General features: G+C 53.3%; 18 protein-coding genes and 1 pseudogene. 13 read left to right on the top strand and 6 right to left on the bottom strand.

The genetic code is table 11. From position 1 onward, the window contains the following. Positions 1-27 precede the first annotated feature (27 nt). Both ABJI08_RS08720 and ABJI08_RS08715 read left to right on the top strand, forming a co-directional pair. A complete protein-coding gene (locus ABJI08_RS08720; protein ID WP_348401438.1) occupies positions 28-624 on the top strand; it encodes a L,D-transpeptidase in 597 nt (198 codons plus the stop codon). A 143-nt stretch (positions 625-767) separates the two neighbouring features. Beyond that, positions 768-950, top strand: coding sequence for a hypothetical protein (locus tag ABJI08_RS08715; RefSeq protein WP_348401437.1), 183 nt, complete (start codon positions 768-770; stop codon positions 948-950). Between the two features lie 90 nt (positions 951-1,040). Here ABJI08_RS08715 and hemH read toward each other — a convergent pair whose 3' ends face one another. Next, positions 1,041-2,093, bottom strand: a complete 1,053-nt coding sequence (gene hemH / locus ABJI08_RS08710; protein ID WP_348401436.1) for a ferrochelatase — start codon at positions 2,091-2,093, stop codon at positions 1,041-1,043. Between the two features lie 38 nt (positions 2,094-2,131). Then, on the bottom strand, positions 2,132-2,953 hold the full coding sequence (locus tag ABJI08_RS08705; protein WP_348401435.1) for a methyltransferase domain-containing protein: 822 nt from the start codon (positions 2,951-2,953) through the stop codon (positions 2,132-2,134). Between the two features lie 18 nt (positions 2,954-2,971). On the opposite strand from ABJI08_RS08705, the gene ABJI08_RS08700 reads away from it, so the two are divergent. Genes ABJI08_RS08700 through ABJI08_RS08685 form a run of 4 tightly spaced genes read left to right on the top strand, consistent with a single transcriptional unit; the run spans position 2,972 to position 5,271 of the window. Continuing rightward, positions 2,972-3,700: a ComF family protein gene (locus tag ABJI08_RS08700; RefSeq protein ID WP_348401434.1), complete on the top strand. Its 729-nt coding sequence runs from the start codon at positions 2,972-2,974 to the stop codon at positions 3,698-3,700. Positions 3,701-3,736: 36 nt separating this feature from the next. After that, on the top strand, positions 3,737-3,994 hold the full coding sequence (gene grxC / locus ABJI08_RS08695) for a glutaredoxin 3 (RefSeq protein ID WP_348401433.1): 258 nt from the start codon (positions 3,737-3,739) through the stop codon (positions 3,992-3,994). Further along, positions 3,994-4,830: a carbon-nitrogen hydrolase family protein gene (locus tag ABJI08_RS08690; protein ID WP_348401432.1), complete on the top strand. Its 837-nt coding sequence runs from the start codon at positions 3,994-3,996 to the stop codon at positions 4,828-4,830. The genes grxC and ABJI08_RS08690 overlap by 1 nt, the downstream gene beginning before the upstream one ends. Continuing rightward, a complete protein-coding gene (locus ABJI08_RS08685) occupies positions 4,831-5,271 on the top strand; it encodes a MarR family transcriptional regulator (RefSeq protein WP_348401431.1) in 441 nt (146 codons plus the stop codon). A gap of 3 nt (positions 5,272-5,274) precedes the next feature. Here the strand turns inward: ABJI08_RS08685 and ubiG are convergent, their stop codons facing one another. Beyond that, complete coding sequence (gene ubiG / locus ABJI08_RS08680; protein ID WP_348401430.1) at positions 5,275-6,021, bottom strand: bifunctional 2-polyprenyl-6-hydroxyphenol methylase/3-demethylubiquinol 3-O-methyltransferase UbiG; 747 nt, start codon at positions 6,019-6,021, stop codon at positions 5,275-5,277. A gap of 49 nt (positions 6,022-6,070) precedes the next feature. Here ubiG and pip point away from each other — a divergent pair, with 49 nt between their 5' ends. The 6 genes and pseudogenes from pip (at position 6,071) to infB (ending at position 14,124) form a co-directional block, all read left to right on the top strand. Beyond that, positions 6,071-7,063, top strand: a complete 993-nt coding sequence (gene pip / locus ABJI08_RS08675; protein WP_348401429.1) for a prolyl aminopeptidase — start codon at positions 6,071-6,073, stop codon at positions 7,061-7,063. A 57-nt stretch (positions 7,064-7,120) separates the two neighbouring features. Beyond that, entirely contained in the window at positions 7,121-8,632 is a 1,512-nt protein-coding gene (locus ABJI08_RS08670) for an ABC transporter substrate-binding protein (protein ID WP_348401428.1), read from the top strand. 144 nt (positions 8,633-8,776) lie between these two features. Continuing rightward, the gene (gene rimP, locus ABJI08_RS08665; protein WP_348401427.1) at positions 8,777-9,358 is read left to right on the top strand and encodes a ribosome maturation factor RimP; all 582 of its coding nucleotides are present in this window, start codon (positions 8,777-8,779) and stop codon (positions 9,356-9,358) included. A 2-nt stretch (positions 9,359-9,360) separates the two neighbouring features. Further along, positions 9,361-10,983, top strand: a complete 1,623-nt coding sequence (gene nusA / locus ABJI08_RS08660) for a transcription termination factor NusA (protein ID WP_348401426.1) — start codon at positions 9,361-9,363, stop codon at positions 10,981-10,983. A gap of 22 nt (positions 10,984-11,005) precedes the next feature. Beyond that, positions 11,006-11,634, top strand: a pseudogene (locus tag ABJI08_RS08655) (RNA-binding protein). Further along, entirely contained in the window at positions 11,635-14,124 is a 2,490-nt protein-coding gene (gene infB / locus ABJI08_RS08650) for a translation initiation factor IF-2 (protein WP_348401425.1), read from the top strand. 375 nt (positions 14,125-14,499) lie between these two features. On the opposite strand, the gene mutT is transcribed toward infB, so the two are convergent. From mutT to ABJI08_RS08635, 3 genes are read right to left on the bottom strand one after another with little or no spacing between them, the layout of a single operon-like run. Further along, positions 14,500-14,898, bottom strand: a complete 399-nt coding sequence (mutT, locus tag ABJI08_RS08645; protein WP_348401424.1) for an 8-oxo-dGTP diphosphatase MutT — start codon at positions 14,896-14,898, stop codon at positions 14,500-14,502. Then, complete coding sequence (gene argJ / locus ABJI08_RS08640) at positions 14,895-16,124, bottom strand: bifunctional glutamate N-acetyltransferase/amino-acid acetyltransferase ArgJ (RefSeq protein ID WP_348401423.1); 1,230 nt, start codon at positions 16,122-16,124, stop codon at positions 14,895-14,897. The genes mutT and argJ overlap by 4 nt, the downstream gene beginning before the upstream one ends. A gap of 3 nt (positions 16,125-16,127) precedes the next feature. Next, positions 16,128-16,997, bottom strand: coding sequence for a peptidylprolyl isomerase (locus tag ABJI08_RS08635; protein WP_348401422.1), 870 nt, complete (start codon positions 16,995-16,997; stop codon positions 16,128-16,130). A gap of 172 nt (positions 16,998-17,169) precedes the next feature. Between ABJI08_RS08635 and secA the strand changes: the two genes are divergently transcribed. Continuing rightward, positions 17,170-19,875 (top strand): preprotein translocase subunit SecA, encoded by a 2,706-nt coding sequence (gene secA / locus ABJI08_RS08630; protein WP_348401421.1) that lies wholly within the window; start codon positions 17,170-17,172, stop codon positions 19,873-19,875. Positions 19,876-19,965 lie beyond the last annotated feature (90 nt).

Raw genomic sequence — 19,965 nt, 5'->3', positions numbered from 1 at the left:
ATAGTCACAGTTTTTCTGGAGCGTCACATGACGGATCATCGGTCACATAAATTCGGCCGCCGCAGTTTTCTTGCGTCCGGGGCCGCATTTCTGAGCACCCCGGCGCTTGCGCAAACCGAATCGGGCACAACTGAAGTCGAGCGCGACCTCGGCGAAGCAGTAGTCCGCAACATTTCAAGCTTTCGGTCCCTCGAATGGCAGCCCTATTTTTCGAACCTGAACAATGGTGCCGTTTTGGTCGACGTCACGTCGCGCGCGCTGCATTATTGGTCAGGGGATGGGTCGGTTTACAAACTGTACCCGACGTCAGTTCCTCTTACCGAAGACTTGACAAGACGCGGACGCACCAGTGTTGTGCGTAAAGTCGACGGCCCTAGCTGGCGCCCGACACCGTCTATGAAAAAACGAAACCCGGAATGGCCGGACTATGTGGGCCCGGGTCCTGATAACCCATTGGGCACACACGCGCTTTATCTGGGCTGGACATATTACCGGATCCACGGGACGCACGACACGCGCAAAATTGGGCGCCGGTCTTCGAACGGATGTATTGGTTTGTATAACGAACACATCTCTGAGCTTTTCGAATTGGCCAAAGTGGGCACTCAAGTGTTGCTAATTTGACGACATTTGCACGACAAGGCCCCGAATAGCCAAATGTTGGCTTTGCAATTGTGGGGTTTTGTTGTTTAGACAAGACACGAGGTAAGTCTTGGGTGCTTAACGTCGTCCTCATTTGTGACGTTGGGCTAATTCTGGAGGATACTATGAAGAAACTAGTTCTCGCTGCTGCGTTGACTGCTGCTGCTTCGACCGCATTTGCTGGCTCGATGGCTGATCCGGTTGTTGAACCCCCGGTAATTGAAGAAGCTGCTAGCAGCTCTTCTTCGGGTGTTTGGGTGCCGCTTCTGCTGCTGGTAATTGTTGCCGGTGCTGCTGCTGCTGCGTAAACAGCTCACTATCAAAAAGATCGGAAAGGGCGGGGCAAATGCTCCGCCTTTTTCACTTTTAGGGATGATCTCAGGTGGCGATGTACGCGCCTATTCGACCCAACCGCACAAGTTTTCAGAGATGATCTCCGACAACGCGTGAATATGACCTGCCGAATCGTTGAGGCAAGGTATGTAGGTAAAGCCCTCTCCACCGGCGTCTTCAAAACTCTCTTTGATCTCTTCATTGATCTCTTCGAGTGTTTCGATGCAGTCAGAGGAAAATGCAGGCGCAATGACCGCGATGTTCTTTTTGCCATCTTCCCGTGCCAATCGGGCAACTTCGTCGACAGTGTAAGGTTTCAACCACTCTTCCGGTCCAAATTGCGACTGAAATGTTGTGGTCAGCTCTGTGGATTCCCACCCCAACCGTTCTTTCAGCAACCTTGTCGTTTTTTGGCATTGGCAGTGATAAGGGTCGCCCTCCAACAAATACCGTTGTGGCATTCCATGGTACGAAACAACCAACAAATCCGGGCGTTTATCGAGGTTGGCATAGGCAGCCTCAACCGAGGCGGCCAGCGCGTCAATATAAACAGGATGTGACGAATAGGCAGGCACAGTTCTTGCGGCTGGCTGCCATTTTTCATTCATCAGAGCGCGGAAAAATTCGTCATTCGCAGTTGCTGTCGTGGCGCCCGCATATTGGGGATAAAGCGGAAAGAATAGGATACGTTCGCACCCGGCAGCCACCATTTCGCGCAGTTTGGATTTGGTCGAAGGGTTGCCATACCGCATGCAAAAATCGACCATGACCTGATCGCCAAACCGAGTTTGCATCTCGGATGAAACCTTTTCAGCCTGATTTCTGGTGATCGTCATAAGCGGGCTCTCGTCGCGTGTTTTGTCCCAAATCGATTCGTAGGCTTTGCCGCTGGAAAAAGGCCGTTTTGTCAAAATTATCAGCTGCAAAAGTGGTTGCCACTTCCAGGCCGGGTAATCGATAACCCGTTTGTCTGACAGAAATTCGTTCAGATATCTGCGCATGGGCCAATAAGAATAGTCGTCCGGAGTGCCCAGATTGGCAATCAGAACACCGGTTTTTCCCCGTGGAACCTGTGGGTGATCTGCGGGCGCGTTTTCTGGTCGTTTGGCTTTATTCATAGCTATTTTTGGTCCGTATGTTTGTCTGGACGACGGCCTTAAGCTCCAGGCAATTTTGTTTCTGAAGCGCCAAGCGCGTCGGCTAGGCGTGCGTTTGCTGATCCGGGGCGCAAAGGTCGTGGCTGGCTGGAATCCGGTGACCAACCCAATAGAAAAATCAGCTCGAATGTTGCCGGAATGCGTCCCTGGTTCATGAATTCCTGTACGTAAACTTCGGCGGCGCGGATCAAAACCTGACGTCCCGTCGAGCGCCGCAACCGGTTGGTTAATGCGTTTGTTTCGCCCATCGTGCGTAGATCGCGCATGACATGCCACGGCGTTTCATAAGTTGCCGTCAGTGTCACAGCATCCGCCACCGGTAGCGCCAGACCGGCGCGTTGTAGCAGCGATCCCATGTCGCGGATTTCGGCCATCGGTGCGACACGTGGTGACATTCCGTTTGTCACCTCCACCTCGGCCTGACCCAGGGCAGCCCGCAATTCGTGCAACGTTTGCCCGCCAAAAGCCGCCCCAAGGAACAACCCGTCCGGCATGAGAGCGCGCCGGCATTGAATGATTTGCCCAACCGGGTCGTTTGCCCAATGCAATGACATCGCATGAACCACAAGGTCATGCGCCCCGGCTTGCAAATCCAGCGTGTCAGTGTCGGCAACAACGCGTGCCTCTGGCATGAACTTGCGCCAGATATCCGGGAATCCAGTGACGATGGCTGGGTTCTTAAACCTCTTGTTAACCAAGGTCAGGCGATCCTGAAGTTCCTCGATGGCTGCGTGATGCAAGAACATGCCCGAATCCAAATCGGCGCGTGCGCGATTTCTAAGCAATGCGGTCCTGTCTGTAATCTGGGGGGTGTTCTGCATAATGCGGACAATACTGCGATGATTCACAAGTTTCAAACAGCCTTGCGAGTTGTTTATCCGTCTCGTTGTGTGGGCTGCGGAGCGCATGTGGACAGCGATTATGGACTGTGTGGACAATGCTGGGCCCAGACCCCGTTTATTGGCGGTTTGGTTTGTGATGCCTGCGGTGTTCCATTGCCCGGTCAGGATGATGGCCATCGCGCTTATTGCGATGATTGTATGAAGTTTGACCGACCATGGGTTCGGGGCCGGTCCGCGCTGGTTTACCAGGGTGCCGCGCGAAAACTGGTTTTGGCTCTGAAACATGGCGATCGGCAGGACACAGCCATGCCTGCAGCCAAATGGATGGCAAATGCAGTGCGCCCGATACTGAAGAAAAACATGATTCTTGCACCAGTTCCGCTGCATTGGCGCCGTATGATCGCGCGTCGATACAATCAGGCAGCCTTGTTGGCGCGGGCGTTGGCGAAGGAACTGGATTTACCGCATTGTCCGGATTTGTTGATCCGGCCGCATCACACACAAACAACAGAAGGGATGGGTCTGGCAGAACGTTTCGAATCTCTGGCCGGATCAATTGAGCCTCATCCCAGACGCCTGCACCGCATGGCCGGTCGCCCGGTTTTGCTGGTTGATGACGTAATGACCACGGGTGCCACTTTGTCCGCCGCAACCCGGGCTTGTCTGGTCGGTCGTGCGAGTGACGTGTGCGTGATCACACTGGCGCGCGTTGCAAAGGATGCATAAATCCCCCACAAACAAGGCATACATGGGGAAATGGAAATGCAACCAATCGAGATTTACACCAGTCCGCTTTGCGGGTTTTGTCACGCGGCTAAACGGCTTTTGAAGACAAAGGGCGCTGATTTTTCGGAAGTCGATGTCTTTCGCAATCCGGATCGCAAGCCGGAAATGATTCAGCGTGCGAATGGGGGCCGGACTGTGCCTCAGATATTTATTGGCGATCTTCATGTTGGCGGGTGCGACGATCTTTTTGAATTAGAGCGTTCCGGCAAACTTGATGCGTTGTTGGCCGCCTGATGACAACGCGGATTGCTCTTCTTCAACTGACATCGTCTGACGACCCTGCGGAAAACCTTGAAAACGTTGGCGCTCTGCTGGCTGAGGCCAAGGCAGGCGGGGCGGAGTTTGTCTTAACACCAGAGGTGACAAATTGCGTGTCGACCAGCCGCAGTCATCAGATGGCGGTTCTAAACGAAGAAAACGACGATCCAACGCTAGCAGCTTTGCGAACACAATGCCGGGAGCTTGATCTCTGGCTTCTGATTGGCAGCCTTGCGATCAAGACGACAGATTCCGACGGTCGTTTTGCCAACCGGTCCTTTCTGATCGATAATTTGGGTCAGATTGTTGCGCGATACGACAAAATCCACATGTTCGATGTCGAGGTCACGCCAGAAGAAACCTATCGCGAATCTGACGGGTATCGCCCCGGGCAACAAGCTGTCGTGGCGGAAACGCCATTTGGTAAGGTCGGTTTGACAATCTGCTATGATGTGCGGTTTTCCTATCTGCATCGCGCTTTGGCAAAGGCAGGCGCGCAAATTCTAACTGCTCCAGCGGCGTTTTCGCATGTTACGGGCGCCGCCCATTGGGAAATTTTGCTGCGTGCCAGAGCCATCGAAACTGGTTGTTTTGTGTTGGCGCCTGCCCAAACGGGGCGTCATAATGCCAGCCGCGGGCAGAAACGCCAAACCTATGGGCACTCTCTTGTTATTGCACCTTGGGGTGAAGTTCTTTCTGACGCCGGCGAGGCCCCCGGCATTACCTATGTTGATATCGACCTGAATATGGTTGAGAAAGCCCGGCAGAAGGTGCCAGCCCTAGCACATGACCGAAAAGTTGACGGACCCTGAATGAGCGACAGCAAAGGCCTTGCGATTACTTTGTTTGGCGAGATCCTGATGGCGGATCAGCTTGCCCGATCCCGGCTGTCCAAAGTTCTGCCCAAGGGCATGGAGCTGTCGCATTTTACAGTTCTGAACCATCTAGACCGTGTGCACGCCGAGCGAAGCCCCGCACAACTGGCCAAAACATTTCACGTCACACGCGGGGCCATGACCAACACGTTGGGTAAACTTGAGCTTGCCGGATATGTACATATTCGCCCGGATTGGGATGATGCCCGGCGCAAAATGGTGGCGATTAGCCCGGCTGGTCGCAGCGCAAGAGATGCGGCACTGGCCGGGATTGCGCCGCTGGTCAGCGACATTGTTGAACAATTGGGCGAACGGCGAGTCAGGTCCGCGCTGCCCATATTGCGTGAACTGCGTGTCCGGTTGAGCGACGACGGCTAATATTCAGGCAGGTTTCAAGCTGCTGGTCACGTAGTTGACGCTTAAATCCTGCGCCGAAATCGACCAGCTCCATGCAATAGGGTTAAAGACAAACCCTTTGCGGTCCACGGTTGTCACACCGGATTTTTGAAGCATGTCGACAAGTTCGTCTGGAGTAATGAACTTGTTCCATTCATGCGTGCCTTTGGGCAACCACCGCATGACGAATTCTGCACCCAATATCGCGACTGCAAAGCTTTTGGCGTTGCGATTGATGGTTGAGCAAAGATGTAATCCACCCGGTTTTAGCAACTGCTGACATGCGGTCAGATAGCTTTGCGGGTCGGCGACGTGTTCGACAACTTCCATATTCAAAACAATGTCAAATTGCTCGCCCGCTTCTGCCATCGCTTCGGCAGTCGTGTGGCGATAATCGATCGTCAGGCCGGATTGTTCCGCGTGAACCTGAGCAACGGGTATGTTCCGCGGCGCCGCATCTGCGCCGGTCACAGACGCGCCCAGCCGCGCCATCGGTTCGGACAACAGTCCGCCACCACAACCGATATCCAGCAATCGCAACCCCCTGAACGGTTCAGGGTCTGACAAGTTGCGATTGAATTCCGCCGCAATCTGCGTCGTAATATAGTCGAGACGACACGGATTAAGCATATGCAGCGGCTTAAATTTACCCTTGGGGTCCCACCATTCGGCGGCCATCGCTTCGAATTTGGCAACTTCGGCGGGATCAACGGTGGTTTGAGAGGCTTGCATTTTGATTTATCCATGGTCAATTGGGATGTCTCAACCTTATAGGAAGGACATGGACAGAAACTCCGGCCAAAAGCGCGCAGTGCACTATCTTTACCCTCCGGTCGAACCATTTGACCAGAGGCGCTTGGACGTGGGTGATTGTCATAGTGTGTATTACGAACAATCGGGCAATCCGGATGGAATTCCGGTGATTGTTGTTCATGGAGGTCCCGGTGGTGGTTGTAGCCCTGCAATGCGGCGCTATTTTAACCCCAAGTATTTTCGCATCATACTGTTTGATCAACGCGGATGTGGACGTTCGCGCCCGCACGCCAGCACCGACGCCAATACGACATGGCATCTTGTTGCGGACATGGAGCGTATTCGGGCCGCGCTTAACATCGACAGCTGGATCGTTTTTGGAGGCAGTTGGGGCGCTACTTTGTCGCTGATTTACGCACAGACACATCCAAATCACGCAATGAGTTTGGTTCTGCGTGGTGTGTTTCTGATGCGTCAGTCCGAGCTGGACTGGTTTTATGGTGGAGGCGCTGGCCAGTTTTGGCCAGAAACGTGGAAACGGTTTATTGATCTTGTCCCTGAAGACGAAAGAGATGATCTGATAACAGCATATCACTCTCGACTGTTTTCGGGTGATCGCGAGACCGAAGTGAGATTTGCGCGCGCTTGGGCCAGCTGGGAAAATGCACTGGCATCGGTCTATTCGAACGGTTCAGGTGGTGAGCCTCCTGCAGATTATGCCCGCGCTTTTTCGAGGCTCGAAAACCACTATTTCCTGAACAAGGGATTTCTGGAAACGGATGGGCACATTCTTGAGAATATGCACCGAATTCAGGATATTCCCGGTTATATTGTTCAGGGTCGTTATGACATGATTTGCCCACCCCGGTCGGCATTTGAGCTTTCAGAACTCTGGCCTGCTGCGGATTTGCGTATGATTCGAAATGCCGGGCATGCGCTGAGCGAACCCGGGATTAGTTCTGAACTGGTTCGAATCATGGATGAATTGGCGCACAACCTGCAAAACGTCTGGACAAAGTAGCTTTTAGGCCGTCTGGTTTGTGCGTGATTTAGCTTGGAATTGGCTGGAGTAGGATCAATGTCGAGAATTAGCAGACGTAGCTTGTTGACCAGCGGTGCAGCTGCTGGTGTGCTGGCTGCGTCCGGAATGGCATTGATGGCGGCGCCCAAACAAGGCGGGGTTTTGCGTGCCGCTGTTGCTGGTGGACGTCGCGCACATAACTGGGACAGCCGGACTCATGCCGGATTGTTCATGATGATCGCGGCCCACGGAGCGGTGTTCGATTGCCTGACCGAAGTTGGTGCGGACGGTGCCTTGCGCGGAGAGCTGGCGGAAAGCTGGGAAGCCAGCCCCGACGCCCGTGTCTGGACATTCAATCTGCGCAAAGGTGTGCAATTCCACAACGGCAAGGCGTTTGGTGCGGATGATGTGCTTGAATCGATGGCCGTGCACATGGGCGCAGGGAATTTGTCGCCTGCCGGGCCGTTGCTATCGTCTGTCACAGGTCTGCAAAAAGTAACGGATCATCAGGTTCAGTTTCATCTGGTAGCAGCCAACGCAGACTTTCCCTATTTGTTGGCCGACTATCATCTGATCATCTATCCGGCTGGTCTGGTCGAACTGGCGATGGAAAACGGAATCGGTACCGGACTTTACAAAGTTGAGAGTTTTGAGCCCGGTAAACGTTTGATGGCTCGGCGGGTCAGCGCGCATTACAAAGGTTCTGCAGCGGGCTTTTTTGATGAACTTGATATCGTCAACATGGATACCGACCGGGAACGCATGGACGTGCTTTTGGATGGCGACGTTGATGTGATTGGTCAAGTCCCGCCCCGTTTTGCGACGCAATTGACGGCGACGCGGGGCGTGAATGTATCGCGGGTGTCTGGCAACCAGCACTATCAGTTCTCAATGCAGGCTGGCGTCTCGCAATCAGATCAATTTCACTTGAACCAGGCGCTCAGGCACGGTGTCGATCGGGAAAAGTTTCTAAAGACGATCCTGAGCGATTTTGGCCAGGTCGCGGCAGACACGCCCATCGGCCCAGCCAACCAGTATTTCTCCAAAGATATCTCTGCAGTTCCGTTTGATACGGACAAAGCGCAGTTTCATTTGCGAAAATCCGGCGTCGATAGGGCTGCACTGGTTCAGTCTGGATATGCGTTTCCAGATGCCGACATCGCAGGGAACTTTTTGCGGGATGGTCTTGGACATATTGGATTATCTGTAGACAGCAAAAATGGCCACGCAGGTAGTGCTATTCAGATGAGCAATTCACATGGCCGGGCAACAGAAGATTGGGTTCTGTCTACGTACTATTCCAGGAACGCACCATGGAACCTAAGCAACTGGCAACATCCTACCTTCCAAAACCTACTGCTGTCCGCCCGCTCTGAACTAAACGCAAACCGGCGGCGCACGCATTATCAAGACTTGCAAAAACTACTTCGAGACGAGGGACCCGTTGGCGTTCCTGTCTTTGCGGATTACGTTTTTGCGAGCCAAAAAACGGTTGCTCGTCCGGCAGCAATGGGCAACCTGTCAACGCTGGACAGCGCCCGTTTGGCCGAGCGTTGGTGGCGCGCATAACGGGCGTTTCAGTTCGGCCTTGCAGACTCAGTAAATGAGACGTATATCCCCTGACAACAGCGGCGCGCTCGGGTCCTGACCTGACGCTCCACCGGGAAAGATCGACGGGCCGCGCGCCCGTTTTTTTGTGTTTGGAACACGTAGATGAGTGATCTTATTGCCAAAGCGGCGATTGACCGCAAACTGGCTGACATCATAACCCCTGTCATTGAAGACATGGGGTTCGAACTGGTGCGCTTGCGCCTGATGGGTGGCAATACTCATACCCTGCAGATCATGGCGGAACAGCCCGGTGGTGGGATCGAAGTTGATGAATGCGCGGCGATTTCTAACGCTGTCAGTGCGACTTTGGATGTCGAAGACCCGCTGTCAGACTCCTATGTATTGGAGGTTGGCAGCCCCGGCATTGACCGCCCTCTGACGCGTCTCAAAGATTTTGAGACGTATGAGGGCTATGACGCCAAAATCGAAACCAATGAACTGATTGATGGACGCAAGCGGTTTAAAGGTGTGTTGGCAGGTGTTGAAGGCCAGGAAGTGCTGATCAACATTGTCGACAAAGGCGAACCGGTAACCGTCGGGTTGCAATTTGACTGGCTGGCAGATGCCAAGCTGGTGCTGACCGACGAGTTGATCAAAGAGATGCTGAAAGCACGAAAAGACGCTGGCATCCTGAATGAAGACGAATTTGACGATATCGAGACTGAAGAGTCCGAGGAGGAATAAAGATGGCAATTACCTCTGCAAACCAGCTGGAACTGCTCCAGACAGCCGAGGCCGTGGCCCGCGAAAAGATGATCGACCCTTCTTTGGTCATCGAAGCGATGGAAGAGTCTCTGGCGCGCGCTGCAAAGTCGCGGTACGGCGCCGAGATGGACATTCGTGTCGCAATCGACCGCAAAACCGGCAAGGCGACATTTACGCGCGTGCGTACAGTTGTAGAAGACGATCTGCTGGAAAACTACCAGGCTGAGTTCACTGTTGAGCAGGCCAAGCAGTACATGGAAGCCCCTGCCGTTGGCGATGCATACGTCGAAGAAGTACCTCCAGTTGAGATGGGTCGCATTGCTGCGCAGTCTGCCAAACAGGTGATCTTGCAAAAGGTGCGCGAAGCCGAACGGGATCGCCAGTTCGAAGAGTTCAAGGATCGCGCGGGCACCATTATCAACGGCGTCGTCAAACGCGAAGAATATGGCAATGTCATCGTTGATGTTGGCCGTGGCGAAGGCATTCTGCGTCGCAATGAAAAAATCGGCCGCGAAAGCTATCGCCCGAACGATCGTATCCGGTGCTTTATCAAAGATGTGCGCCGGGAAACACGTGGTCCACAGATTTTCCTGAGCCGCACAGCGCCTGAATTCATGGCCGAGCTGTTCAAAATGGAAGTGCCTGAAATCTACGACGGCATTATCGACATTAAGGCAGTTGCCCGTGACCCGGGTTCTCGCGCCAAGATTGCCGTGATTTCATACGACGGTTCAATTGATCCCGTTGGCGCCTGCGTTGGTATGCGTGGTAGCCGGGTTCAGGCCGTCGTAAACGAATTGCAGGGCGAAAAGATCGACATCATTCCATGGAATGAAGATCAGCCAACATTCCTCGTGAACGCTTTGCAGCCAGCCGAAGTCACCAAGGTGGTTTTGGATGAAGAAGCCGGAAAAATCGAAGTTGTTGTACCTGATGAGCAACTGTCGCTGGCAATCGGTCGCCGTGGTCAAAACGTGCGTTTGGCATCTCAGCTAACGGCGTTGGACATCGACATTATGACCGAAGCCGAAGAATCCGAACGCCGCCAGAAAGAGTTTGAAGAGCGCACTCAGCTGTTTATGCGCACACTGGACCTGGACGAATTCTTTGCACAGTTGTTGGTTTCCGAAGGCTTCACCAATCTTGAGGAAGTGGGCTATGTCGAAGTTGACGAGCTTCTGGTTATTGATGGCGTCGACGAAGGTACAGCGGCCGAATTGCAGGCCCGTGCGCGCGATTTCCTCGAAGCGCAGAACCGTGCAGCGCTTGAAGCTGCCCGCGAATTGGGTGTCGAAGACAGCCTTGTTGGATTTGAAGGCCTGACGCCTCAGATGATTGAAGCGTTGGCGAAAGATGGCGTTCTGACGCTGGAAGATTTTGCAACTTGCGCCGATTGGGAGCTTGCGGGCGGCTGGACAACCGTGGATGGCGAGCGCGTCAAAGATGACGGTATTCTCGAACCATTCGATCTAAGCCTGGAAGATGCACAAGATTTGGTAATGACAGCGCGGATCGTTTTGGGCTGGGTGGATCCAGCCGATCTTGTAGCTGAAGAAGAAGTACAAGACGGCGAAGAAACCGGCGAAAAGGAGGCTGAGGCCTGATCTCAGGCCTCAGAGGCTTGACATGGGACGCGGTGGTCGACCCAAAGAAAAGGCGGATCAGCCTGAACGCAAGTGCATCGCGACCGGCAAGGTCGCGCCGTGCAGTGGAATGGTGCGTTTTGTAATTGGCCCTGAAGGTCAGGTTTTTCCTGACCTCACTGGCAAGCTACCTGGTCGCGGCATCTGGGTGACAGCTGACCGGCAAGCGATATCAAAGGCGGCAGGCAAAGGGCTTTTCGCACGCGCTGCCAAAACTCAGGTGAAAGTTTCGACGCGGCTGGTCGATGAAGTCGAAAAGCAACTGGCCCGGCGGGTCGTTGAACTGATCAGCCTGTCGCGCAGATCAGGCAGCGCAATCGCTGGATACGAAAAAGTAAAAGACTGGTTGATCAAGGAGCAGGCGGAAATCCTGTTGCAGGCATCAGACGGTTCAGGACGTGGAAAAAGCAAACTTCGTCCGCCTTACGGGGGCAAACACATCGACTGGCTAACGGCAGACGAATTGGGTTTGGCATTTGGGAGACAAACTGTGATACATGGAGCGCTTGCGTCTGGCGGACTCGCTCAACGTGTTGTAGAGGAAGCCCAAAGATTAAAAGGCGTACGCGGAATTGCGGTGGCAGGGGCCACCGGGAAGGAAAAGACAGCTAGATGAGCGATAACGACAGTAAAAAAACCTTGGGTCTGCGCGGTGGAAGCCGACCTGGCAATGTGAAGCAAAGCTTCAGCCATGGGCGGACCAAGAATGTCGTGGTGGAAACCAAGCGAAAGCGTGTCGTGGTTCCTAAACCAGGCGCGGCCAAGCCGGGTGCACATTCGGCTAAGGGCGCGGGTGATCCCGCGCGCCGTCCGGCTGGAATTTCTGACGCGGAAATGGAACGCCGGCTAAAAGCGCTTCATGCGGCGAAGGCCCGTGAGGCCGAAGAAGTTGCGAAACGCGCCGCCGAAGAAAAGGCGCGCGCAGAAGATCGTGAGCGTCGCCGGCAGGAAGCCGAGATTAAAGAACGCGAGCAGCGCGAAGCAGAAGAGCGCGCGCGCAAAAAAGCGGAAGACGAAGAGCGCAAGCGCACCGAAGCTGAGGAAGCTGCCAAACGCGCGGCCGCCGAAGCAGCTGCAGTGGTTGCCAAGCCCAAACACGATGCACCTTCACGTGCTCCGGCAAATAAACCATTGCCTGCGTCAACGCCTCGCAAGAACGAACGTGAGCAACGTCAGAACCGCAGCAAAGGTCGTGATGACGGACGCCGTTCGGGTAAATTGACACTGAACCAGGCTTTGTCTGGCGAAGGTGGTCGTCAAAAGTCTTTGGCGGCAATGAAGCGTAAACAGGAACGTGCCCGTCAAAAGGCAATGGGCGGCCCGGTTGAGCGTGAAAAGGTGATTCGCGAAGTTCAGCTTCCCGAAGCAATCGTCGTGTCTGAACTTGCAAACCGTATGGCCGAACGAGTCGCCGATGTCGTGAAGTCGCTCATGAAAATGGGCATGATGGTTACTCAGAACCAGACAATTGACGCGGACACCGCTGAATTGATCATCGAAGAATTCGGGCACAAAGTTGTGCGCGTTTCGGACTCTGACGTTGAAGATGTGATCGAAGATGTCGAAGACAAGGTTGAAGACCTTGTTTCCCGCCCACCGGTCATCACCATTATGGGACACGTCGACCACGGTAAAACATCCTTGTTGGATGCCATTCGTGAAGCGAAAGTTGTAGCAGGCGAAGCTGGCGGCATTACGCAACACATTGGTGCATATCAGGTCAAAACCAAAGACGGTGCGATTCTCAGCTTCCTCGACACACCCGGACACGCGGCCTTTACGTCGATGCGCTCTCGAGGCGCCCAGGTGACGGATATTGTTGTGCTTGTGGTTGCGGCGGACGACTCGGTCATGCCGCAGACTGTTGAGGCCATCAATCATGCCAAAGCTGCTGGCGTGCCGATGATCGTTGCAATCAACAAGATTGACCGCCCTGCGGCAAATCCGGATCAAGTACGTGCAGAATTACTTCAGCATGAAGTGATTGTTGAAAAGATGTCTGGTGAAGTTCAGGACGTCGAAGTTTCTGCAATCACCGGTCAGGGGCTGGACGAACTTTTGGAATCCATCGCGCTTCAAGCCGAAATTCTTGAGTTGAAAGCGAATCCGGGCCGTGCCGCACAAGGCGCTGTAATCGAAGCCCAGTTGGACGTTGGACGTGGCCCGGTTGCTACGGTTCTTATTCAGCACGGTACTCTTCGTCAGGGTGATATCTTTGTTGTAGGCGAACAGTACGGACGAGTCCGGGCTCTAATCAACGACAAGGGCGAACGCGTTCAGGAAGCTGGACCGTCGGTTCCCGTCGAGGTTTTGGGTCTGAACGGCACACCGGAAGCAGGTGACGTTCTGAACGTGGTCGACACTGAAGCACAAGCGCGTGAGATTGCTAACTACCGTGAACAGGTTGCGAAAGACAAACGCGCTGCGGCGGGTGCCGCAACCACTTTGGAGCAACTGATGGCTAAGGCGAAGGAAGACGAAAACGTCGCCGAATTGCCTATTCTGGTCAAAGCAGATGTTCAGGGATCGACTGAAGCCATTGTTCAAGCAATGGAGAAAATTGGTAACGACGAAGTCCGCGTGCGTGTACTGCACTCCGGTGTGGGCGCCATTACGGAAACGGATGTGGGTCTGGCCGAAGCCAGCGGCGCACCGATCATGGGCTTTAACGTTCGCGCAAATGCATCAGCCAGAAACACGGCTAACCAGAAGGGCGTCGAGATTCGGTACTACTCGGTCATCTATGATCTTGTGGATGATGTAAAAGCCGCCGCGTCTGGACTGCTGTCTGCAGAAATTCGTGAAAACTTTATTGGCTACGCAGAAATCAAAGAGGTCTTCAAGGTCTCCGGTGTTGGCAAAGTCGCGGGTTGCCTAGTCACAGAAGGCGTCGCACGCCGTTCCGCAGGAGTGCGTTTGCTAAGAGACAACGTGGTAATTCACGAAGGAACACTGAAAACTCTGAAGCGCTTCAAAGATGAAGTTTCAGACGTTCAATCTGGTCAGGAATGCGGTATGGCGTTCGAAAACTACGACGATATTCGCGCAGCGGATGTTATCGAGATCTTCGAGCGTGAAGAAGTTACGCGTACGCTTGCCTAAAATAGAAAAGGGGCCGTAAACAACGGCCCCTTGTCAATTTCTATTCCCGTGAATTGGTGGGATATCAGGTACTTTCCGACGTAATTGGAAAACCAGAATAAATCTGTTTGCCCACACGTACCAGGATTCTACCTCCGCGAAGTTTCTTTACGAAGGTTCCCTGGATGGAAACACTGCTGCCCACCGTGATAGTCCTAAGCATGTCAAAATTCCCCAGTTGTTTGACAGTGTGGATATAGTCGGTGTTAGTTCTGCTTCAACATTATCGATGCCGCAGTAATTCTAGATTAGTATAAATTTTCGTTTCTAAAAGTTTAATTTTCCCCCAAAAACCCACTAAATGTAGCATAATCGCACAAAATATAGTCTAATTTTCTAAACCCAGTCCCTAATTATAGGGACAAGCGGAATATCTGCGGGGGGCATCTTGAATTCTCGAAGGTTTTCAGGCTTCGACCATCGCAATTTTTGCCCCTCGATTGGAGTCGGAGTACCTTCCCATTTTCGGCAGATAAAGAGTGGCATCAGCAGATGGAAATCGTCATATTTGTGCGATGCAAACGTTAACGGAGCAAGGCAGCTTTCCCAAGTATTGATACCAAGCTCTTCCTCCAGTTCGCGAATTAATGCATCCTCCGGGGTTTCGCCAGCCTCGACTTTTCCGCCGGGAAATTCCCACAACCCGGCCATAGATTTTCCCTGAGGGCGCTGTGCCAAAAGAACTCTACCGTCAACGTCAACAAGAACGACGGCAGACACCAGAACCGTTTTCATGAACGGTAGTCCGCGTTGATCGTAATGTAGCCATGTGTCAAATCGCAGGTCCACACCGTCGACTGTGATTTGCCCAAGCCAAGATCAATCGAAATTTTCAGGTCTTGGTTTTGCATATAGGACGCGCCGTCATCTTCGTGATAATCTGGCGAGACCCAGCCATTTTCTGCAACAAGTATGTCGCCAAATCTAATGGCTAACCGATCCCGGTCAGCTGGGGCTCCGCTTTTACCGATGGCCATCACAACGCGCCCCCAATTCGGATCTTCGCCCGCAACAGCCGTTTTAACCAAGGGAGAATTGGCAATCGCAAGTGCATGGGTTTTCGCATCTTCTTGTGACGCTGCACCTGTCACTTCGATTTCCAAAAATTTGGTCGCGCCTTCGCCGTCCCGAACGACCTGATGCGCCAGATCAAGCATGACACCATGCAATGCGTCACGGAATGCAGCTGACTCTGCGCCAACTTCGACCTCAGACGCGCCAGTGGCTGCCAACAGTAATGTATCAGATGTGGACGTATCGCTATCGACGGTGATGCTGTTGAATGTAGTTTCTGTCAATTCCGACAGCATGGATTGCAGGACGTCTCGATCAACCCTGGCGTCGGTAAATATATACACCAGCATCGTCGCCATGTCTGGAGCGATCATGCCGGACCCTTTTGCAATTCCGGCAATCCGAACGATTTGTCCGTCGAGACTAATTTCGATCCCAGCGCCCTTGGCGAAGGTGTCCGTTGTTCGGATGCCGTCGGCGGCGTCCTGAATAGCAGCGTCGGAAAGGTTTTCTTTCAATTCCAGCAGTTTTGACGTGATGCGAGAGTGCTGCAGTGGCTCACCGATCACTCCGGTTGACGACGAAAACACCCGCGATTCCGGTAGATCAAGACAGTCCGCAACCGCGCTTGTGACAGCATAAGTTGCGTCGGTCCCGTTTTTCCCAGTGAAGGCATTTGCATTCCCGGCATTCACGATAATTGCGGCACCGTCATCACTGTCCAAACCGATTTTCGATTGGCAGTCCAACACGGGTGCAGCCCGGGTCGATGATTTTGTAAAAACACCGGCTAGGGCTGTTCCCGATGCCAATCGGGCCAGCATCACGTCTTTGCGTCCCTGATATTTTACCCCGGCCTCAACAGCGGCAAATTCAACGCCTCTGATGACTGGCAACTCGGGAAATTTTTCGGGGGCGAGAGGCGAGATGTGCTGGATCTTTGCCATGTGTCAGTCCTTAGCGTTTTCTGGAGCAAGCAGGTCGCTGCGTTGAATTATGTCGGCATCAAATTGCTCTGAACCGCTTCGGTCGATTGTCGCTTTGCTGGTTAGCTCAGTAACATATTCGTCAACGGCTTTTGTTTGCAGGTCGGAAAAAATCTGATCTTTGACTTCCTCAAATGACGGTGCCTGTTGTTTGCGCTTGTCATTCAGGATGATCAGGTGCCATCCGAATTGTGTCTGAACAGGTTCTGAAACGGCACCAACAGCAAGGGTCATTACTGCATCTTCAAAGGGCTTCACCATTTGCCCTTGTCCAAACCAACCAAGTGATCCCCCGGAAGGTCCGGATGGGCCTGTTGATTTTTCCATGGCGGTCTCGGTAAAGTCTGCACCGGCTGCCAGGCTTTCTTTAACAGCATTCGCTTCTTCTTCGGTTTCCACCAAAATATGGGATGCGTTAAATTCAGGAGCGCCTTCGAAATCCGCGAATTGCGCGTCATATGCGGCCTGAATGTCTGAATCAGTGGGTGATTTCTCTACAATCACCTCCTGAAGAACTTCGGCAGCCAACAAAGACCGGCGTTCGTTCTTCAGGGCAATTTCCACCCGTTGTGGCACAACACCGTCCAACTCTTGTGAAAGAGCTGTTTGTTGAATCAGCTGGTCCAGAATGCCCTGGAATAGCACGTCGGGCGACAATGACTGATATTGTTCCGGAAGCGCCGCCCGAACCGCGATCATTTCGCCAAGTGTGATCGCCTGACCATTGACGTCAGCGACGACTGTCGAGATGTCAGGTGCGTCTTCTGCCAGCGATGGCGAAGCAATAAGCATGGACACGGCTACCGCGCGCAATAATTTGAGGTGTTTCGACATCGTTTGGTCCTTGGCTTAGGCCGCGCGGTCTGGCGGCGTTGACACTGTTACTGACGCCCCTTACATCGCTTTGAGGCTGAGGCAAACCGCCTGTTTGTTCGTTTGTAGGAGCAGGGCGTCGGGTCGGCAAGCAACTGCCTCTCACACAAGCGTCAACGAAGGACAATGTCATATGCTCGGAATGGGAAAACTTGCCAAAAAGGTATTCGGAACGCCGAACGACCGAATGGTAAAGGCAACGCGCCCTATCGTGGCCAAGATCACGGCGCTTGAGCCCGAATTTGAGAAACTTTCGGACGAAGAGATCAAAGCAAAAACGGCAGAGCTTTCTGAGCGCGCCAAAGGTGGCGAAAGTCTCGATGGCCTGCTTCCAGAAGCATTTGCTAACTGCCGAGAGGCTGCGCGGCGCGCCCTTGGCCTGCATGCTTTTGAAGTCCAGCTGATGGGCGGCATATTCCTGCATCAGGGCAACATTTCGGAAATGAAGACGGGTGAAGGAAAAACGCTCGTTGCGACGTTCCCGGCTTATCTGAACGCGTTGATGGGCAAAGGTGTGCACGTTGTCACCGTAAACGATTACCTCGCTCGTCGCGATGCCGACTGGATGGGAAATGTGTTTGCTGCTTTGGGCATGACCACCGGGGTTGTCTATCCACAACAGCCCGATGGCGAAAAGCGCGCGGCCTATGCCTGTGACGTGACATATGCGACCAACAACGAGCTGGGCTTTGACTATTTGCGCGACAACATGAAAAGCGACTTGCGCGAGATGTCTCAGCGCGAGCATTTTTATGCCATTGTTGATGAAGTCGACAGTATTCTGATCGACGAAGCCCGGACGCCTTTGATTATCTCTGGCCCCGCTCAGGACCGTTCTGAATTGTATGTCGCTATCGACAAACTGATTCCGGACCTGTCGGACGAGCATTTCTCGCTGGACGAAAAAACCCGGAACGTCACCTTCACCGATGAAGGTAATGAATTCCTCGAAGAGCATCTGCGCGCACGCGATTTGTTGCCAGAGGGACAAACGCTTTACGATCCTGAAAGCACGACGATTGTGCACCACGTGAACCAGGGCCTGCGCGCGCACAAGCTGTTCACGCGGGACAAAGACTATATCGTGCGCGATTCTCAGGTCGTTCTGATTGACGAATTTACCGGACGGATGATGGCCGGACGTCGTCTTTCTGATGGGCTTCATCAGGCCATCGAAGCCAAGGAAGGCTGTGACATTCAGCCTGAAAACGTGACATTGGCGCAGGTCACATTCCAGAATTACTTCCGCCTTTATGACAAACTGGCCGGAATGACCGGAACCGCCGCAACCGAAGCTGACGAATTTGCCGAAATTTACGGGCTGGGCGTTGTGGAAGTTCCAACCAACCGTCCGATTGCGCGTGTTGACGATGACGATGCTGTCTATCGTACCGGCCGCGAGAAATTCGAAGCAGTTGTTGAGACGATCAAAGAGGCCAACGCCAAAGGTCAACCAATTCTGGTTGGTACAACGTCGATCGACAAATCCGAGTTTCTGAGTGAGCTGCTTACGACTGCGGGCATCAAACACAATGTTCTGAACGCGCGTCAGCACGAGCAAGAGGCCCAGATTGTTGCCGATGCCGGAAAATTGGCTGCCGTTACAATTGCCACCAACATGGCGGGTCGCGGAACCGATATTAAACTGGGCGGTAATGTCGAGTTTAAGATTCTGGAAGCGATTGCCGCAAATCCAGACGGCGACCATGAAGCTATTCGCACACAGATCGAAACCGATCATAAGGGCGACGAGCAAGCCGTGATCAAAGCAGGTGGTCTGTTTGTTCTGGCCACAGAGCGTCACGAAAGCCGCCGGATCGATAATCAGCTGCGTGGCCGTTCAGGTCGTCAGGGTGATCCGGGTCGCTCTTCGTTCTTCCTGAGCCTTGAAGACGATTTGATGCGCATTTTCGGATCCGAGCGTTTGGACAAAGTTCTCTCGACGCTGGGCATGAAAGAAGGCGAAGCAATTGTTCACCCTTGGGTTAACAAGTCTCTGGAACGTGCACAGGCCAAAGTCGAAGGGCGCAACTTTGACATTCGTAAACAGTTGTTGAAATTCGATGACGTGATGAATGATCAGCGCAAGGTGATCTTTAACCAGCGCCGCGAAATCATGGATGCCGAAGATCTTTCTGAAATCGCCCAGGACATGCGCCATGATGTGATTGCAGATTTGATCGATCAGCACATGCCACCCAAGTCATATGCAGACCAGTGGGACACAGAAGGGCTTTATGCTTCGTGTATAGAAAAGCTGGGCCTTGATGTGGCGGTCATTGAATGGGCCGATGAAGAAGGTGTCGACGACGAAGATATCCGGGAACGTCTTGAAAAGGCGAGCGACGAAATGATGGCCAAAAAGGCCGTTGGCTTCGGACCCGAGGCCATGCGCATGGTTGAAAAGCAGGTTTTGTTGCAGACAATCGACAGCAAGTGGCGCGAACATTTGCTCATGCTGGAACATCTTCGGTCTGTCGTTGGTTTCCGTGGTTACGCACAGCGTGATCCGCTGAACGAATACAAGAATGAATCTTTCCAGTTGTTTGAACACATGCTCGACAGCTTGCGCGAAGAGGTCACAACGACACTCTCACGTATCCGCCCGATGACCGACGAAGAACAGCAACGTCTGGCTCTTGAGATGGCGCAGCAACAGGAAATGCTCAAGGATGCAGGCGCAAGACCTGCAGCCGCTCAACCACAGGAAGCTCAGGATGAAGCGGTTGCCGGCTTTGACGAAAATGACCCTTCCACATGGGGAAATCCGGGGCGAAATGAGAATTGCCCATGTGGTTCCGGCAAGAAGTTCAAGCATTGTCATGGCCGCTTGAGCTAAGATCAAGAGCCAGAGAATGAGCAAAAGGGCGCCATATGAGCGCCCTTTTTTAATGGGAAACCACATTCCGAGGGGCAGCGATTGGTTTGG

It is taken from the genome of Shimia sp. (assembly GCF_039969785.1).
GTDB lineage: Bacteria > Pseudomonadota > Alphaproteobacteria > Rhodobacterales > Rhodobacteraceae > Shimia.
This window is presented reverse-complemented; position numbering and strand designations above follow the sequence as displayed.